Below are 4,269 nucleotides of genomic sequence, written 5' to 3' on the forward strand. Positions count from 1 at the left end.
CCGCCCCCCCCCCCCCGCCGTGCCCCCCAATCAATTGCGGGGCGGGGGCGGGGGGGCCGCCGGCCCCCGCGCGGGCCGGCCCCCCCGCGCTGCCCTCGCCCTCGGCGACCCGCGCGATGAGGCGCGCGCCCGGCGGCACCGTGACATCGCCGCCCACCCGGGCTCCGCGGCCGCCCGGCGCCACCGTGTGGCAGCAGCTGTCCGCGCCCGGCGCACCGATCGCCTCGATATGCACCCGGGTCACCGCCGGGGGCAGCGGCAGGAATGTGCCCCGGCCGTAACCGCCGTCCAGTTGTTGATTGCCCGTGTACACGCAGGTGACGTGATTGTCCGACTGTGTGCACTCCGGTGGTAGCGGTCCGGCGGCGGCCGGGCCGGTGGCACCCGCGGCCAGCAGGCCGGTCAGGGCCGTCGTCATCACTACGGCGGAGCGCACACGCATGGGTCGATCTCCTCTTCGCTCGGACGAATTCTCGAATCCAACCATCCGGGAGTATCCGTTGTCTCGCCGCGGTGTGATCCGGGCGCCACGAAACAAGATCTATACGTTCTGGCTATATTCGGTGGCGCGTCTCATGCAGACGTGGCGACATCGGGCGATTTACCCTGGAAAGGTGCCGCACCAGGCACGCTCGGGCGCAACGGCGCGATTCCCACGAGAAAGCGAACGCCGATGATTGTGTTGGCACAGCTCAGCGACACCCACTTCGACCTGCACGCACACAACGCCGAACGGGCCGAACGGGTGATGGCCTACCTGGCCGACCTGCCGCGGCGCCCCGATGCGATCCTGGTCACCGGCGATATCACCGATTCCGGCAAGACCGAGGAGTACGAGCAGGCCCGGGCCGCGCTGCTCGCGGACGTCCCGGTGGCGGTGCTGCCCGGCAATCACGACGATCGCGCCAACCTGCTGGAGGTGCTGCTGCGGCGCCCGGCCTCCTACGAGCCGATCAATCAGCACCTGCGGCTGGACGGGCTGACGGTGGCGCTGCTGGATTCCACCATCCCCGGCGAGAGCGGCGGCGAGCTGACCGACGAGACCTACACCTGGCTCACCGATCTGCTGCTGGAGACGCCCGCCGACACCGCGGTGCTGCTGGCCCTGCATCATCCCCCGCTGCCCATGTACAGCACGGTGGTCGACCCGATCCGGCTGGCCGACCCGCAGCGGCTGGAGCGGATCGTGGCCGACGACGACCGCATCGTCGGGGTGGTCACCGGGCACATGCACTCGATGGGCACCACCCTGTTCGGCGGTCGGCAGCTGGTGGTCGCGCCCAGCGTGGCCTCGCTGATCGGCGGCGAATGGGAGGTCGGCGCGCCCGGCCAGGTGCCCATCGACTACGGCCCCGATCCCTCGCTGGTGCTGCACGTGATCGACGGCCGCCGCCTCACCTCGATCGTGCGCACCGTCCCGATGGGCGGCTGGATCGGCGTGCAGCCGAACTGATCCCGTGAGTCAGGTCTTGGCGACCGTCCGCCCGCGCTCGCGGCGATAGGCCGACGGCGTGGTCCCGGTCCAGCGCTTGAAGGCGTAGATGAATGTCGACGCCTCGGCGTATCCGAGCCGGATCGCCACATCGCTCACCGAAAGCGGTGTGGCGGTGAGCATTTCCTCTGCCAGCGCCCGGCGGACCTCATCCAGTAGCGCGCGGTAGCTGGTGCCCGACGCGTCCAGGTGGCGGCGCAGCGTGCGGGTGCTCATATTGAGATCGCGTGCCACGGCGTCGATTCCGGGTGGTGTCGCGTAGCCGTCGGCCCCGCCCCGCGGCATCAGCCGCTCGCGCACCTCCGCCGCGATGCCGGTGCGGGCGCGGCGCCGATGCACCAGATCCCGGCACTGGGCCAGGCACATGGTCCAGGTGTGCTCGTTGGCCTGCGGCAGCGGCTGTTCCAGTACGGCGGGGGCGAGCGCGAACAGGTTGCGCGGGCGGCCGAAACGCGGCCGCACCCCGATGATGTCGGCGAGCTGGTCGGCGTAAGGCGGTTCCGGATAGTCGAATTCGGCGCGCAGCAGCCGCAGCGGGCGGCCCAGCAGATCGGTCATCACCTGGTGCATGGCCAGCACATCGCGTTCGACCAGAAAGCGCCGGACGTCGGCGGGCACCAGCTCGTCGTGCACCTCGGCAACGAATTCGCCCGGCTCCCAACGGGTTACCGGGATGCAGAAGGTGAAGCTCAGCTCCAGGAAGCGCAGTGCGAACGAAATCGCCTCGCCGAGAGTGGGACTGGAGACGCACGCGAAGCCGAAGATGCCGAACGTGGTGATCCGATAGCGGCGGCCGACCTCCACGCCCAGCGCGGGGCGGTCGGCCAGGGAGCGCACCAGGTTGCGGACCACCGCGAGTTCGGTGTGCGCGTCGATCTGCGCGTCCGGATCGGCGAGGTCGGCCTCGGACAGACCGCTGCCCCGCAGCATGCGGACGGGCGGCACACCGTGCTCGCGGGCGTAGCCCACCATGAGCGCCACGCTCGCCACGCCCCGCGGGAAGTCCCAGTTCCGGATCCCGGGGTGTTGCACGGTTGCCATGAGCCGATTATGGCCGAATATGTCGATCACGGTGCGGGCCCCTCCCTAAAGTAGAGCGGACACGAAGAATGTGAGGAGCACCACAATGCCCGCGACAACGCCGTCGGTCATCATCATCGGCGCCGGATTCGGCGGCCTGGGAATGGCGATGGAATTGCAGCGCAACGGGTTCGGCGAGTTCACGATCCTGGAGCGCGCCGCGGACCTGGGCGGGGTGTGGCGGGAGAACACCTATCCGGGCGCCGCCTGCGATGTGCCCTCGCCGCTGTACTCGTTCTCCTACGAGCCCAAGGCGGACTGGCCGCATCGCTATTCCGGGCGTGCCGACATCCACGGCTACCTGCGCGCGATCGCGACCGGGCACCGGCTGCTGGAGCGGATCCGGTTCGGCGCCGAGGTCACCGAGGCCGTCTTCGACACCGGCCGGTGGACGGTGCGCACCGCGGGCGGCGCGGAGTACACCGCCGACGTCCTCGTCTCCGCGGTCGGCCAGCTGTCGCGGCCGCGGCTGCCCGAGATTCCCGGGCGGGAGAGCTTCCGCGGCCCGTCGTTTCATTCCGCGCAATGGGATCACGCCGTCGATCTGGCGGGCAAGCGCGTCGCCGTGATCGGAACCGGTGCCAGCGCAATACAATTCGTGCCCGCCATCCAGCCCGAGGTATCGCAGCTGACGCTGTTCCAGCGCACGGCGGCCTGGGTGGTGCGCCGCACCGACCGCGAGTACCGGCCCGTGCATCATGCCCTGTTCCGGTACGTTCCGGGTCTGCGCCTGGCGCAACGCCTCTGGGTGTGGTGCTTCCTGGAGTTCTTCGCCCTGGGGCTGGCGTCGGTGCCGCCGATTCGCGCGATCGCCACCTGGCTCGGCCGCTGGGCGCTGCGCCACGACGTGCCCGATCCGGTGCTGCGGGCCAAGTTGACCCCGGACTATCCGGTGCTGTGCAAGCGCGTGCTGTTCTCCAACGAGTACTACCCGGCGCTTACCCGGCCGAACGTGGCGGTGGTGACCACCGGGATCGCCGAGATCGTGCCCGAGGGCGTACGCACCACCGACGGGACGGTCCACGCCGCCGACGTGATCGTGTACGGCACGGGGTTCAAGGGGACCGAATTCCTTTGGCCCATGCGGATTCTCGGTCGCGACGGCCGCGCGCTGGACGAGGTCTGGTCCGGCGGTGCCCGCGCCTACCTGGGGATGACGGTGCCCGGTTTCCCGAATCTGTTCCTGATGTACGGGCCCAACACCAACCTCGGTGTCGGCTCCATCGTCTACATGATCGAGTGCCAGGCTCGCTACATCCGGCAGGCCCTCGCCTACCTGTCCGAACGCCCGGGCCACTGCCTGGAGGTCCGCCCCGACACCGCGGCGAGATTCGACGAACGCACCCAGCGCCGCCTGGAACGCACCCCCTGGACCCGCTGCACCAGCTGGTACCGCAACGCCACCGGCCGCATCACCAACAACTGGCCCGGCACCGTCACCACCTACCGCCTCCGCACCCGCAAACTGAACCCCACCGACTACACCCTCACCCCCACCTAACCCCCACCCCGCCGCACCCTCTACGTGCTCCCGCACCCCCTACAGGCCCCAGAAGAGGGTGCACGAACACACAAGTAGTGCGCGAACAGCGCACCAGCCCGGCGGGCGGTGCCCCTCACACCCCGGCACGCGACACCCCCTCACACCCCGGCACGTAACACCCCCTTATATCCCGGCACGCGACACCCCCTCATAT

The 4,269-nt window shown here is 69.9% G+C and carries 3 protein-coding genes and 1 pseudogene; 2 read left to right on the forward strand and 2 right to left on the reverse strand.

Annotation, left to right across the window (positions count from 1 at the left end; genetic code table 11):
• Positions 1 to 442, reverse strand: a pseudogene (locus QH290_RS25130) (hypothetical protein); the annotation flags it as partial.
• Between the two features lie 231 nt (positions 443 to 673).
• Between QH290_RS25130 and QH290_RS25135 the strand changes: the two are divergent.
• Positions 674 to 1,453: a metallophosphoesterase gene (locus QH290_RS25135; protein ID WP_280385540.1), complete on the forward strand. Its 780-nt coding sequence runs from the start codon at positions 674 to 676 to the stop codon at positions 1,451 to 1,453.
• Between the two features lie 9 nt (positions 1,454 to 1,462).
• On the opposite strand, the gene QH290_RS25140 is transcribed toward QH290_RS25135, so the two are convergent.
• Positions 1,463 to 2,533: an AraC family transcriptional regulator gene (locus QH290_RS25140; protein ID WP_280385542.1), complete on the reverse strand. Its 1,071-nt coding sequence runs from the start codon at positions 2,531 to 2,533 to the stop codon at positions 1,463 to 1,465.
• A gap of 85 nt (positions 2,534 to 2,618) precedes the next feature.
• Between QH290_RS25140 and QH290_RS25145 the strand changes: the two genes are divergently transcribed.
• Positions 2,619 to 4,073, forward strand: a complete 1,455-nt coding sequence (locus tag QH290_RS25145; RefSeq protein WP_280385544.1) for a flavin-containing monooxygenase — start codon at positions 2,619 to 2,621, stop codon at positions 4,071 to 4,073.
• The last annotated feature ends 196 nt before the right edge of the window (positions 4,074 to 4,269 follow it).

Source organism: Nocardia wallacei (genome assembly GCF_029869545.1).
GTDB classification, from domain to species: Bacteria; Actinomycetota; Actinomycetes; order Mycobacteriales; family Mycobacteriaceae; genus Nocardia; species Nocardia wallacei_A.

Coding starts and splice junctions, on each gene's coding strand:
- QH290_RS25135 (WP_280385540.1), top strand. CDS start 674: ATGATTGTGTTGGCACAGCTCAGCGACACCCACTTCGACCTGCACGCA.
- QH290_RS25140 (WP_280385542.1), bottom strand. CDS start 2,533: ATGGCAACCGTGCAACACCCCGGGATCCGGAACTGGGACTTCCCGCGG.
- QH290_RS25145 (WP_280385544.1), top strand. CDS start 2,619: ATGCCCGCGACAACGCCGTCGGTCATCATCATCGGCGCCGGATTCGGC.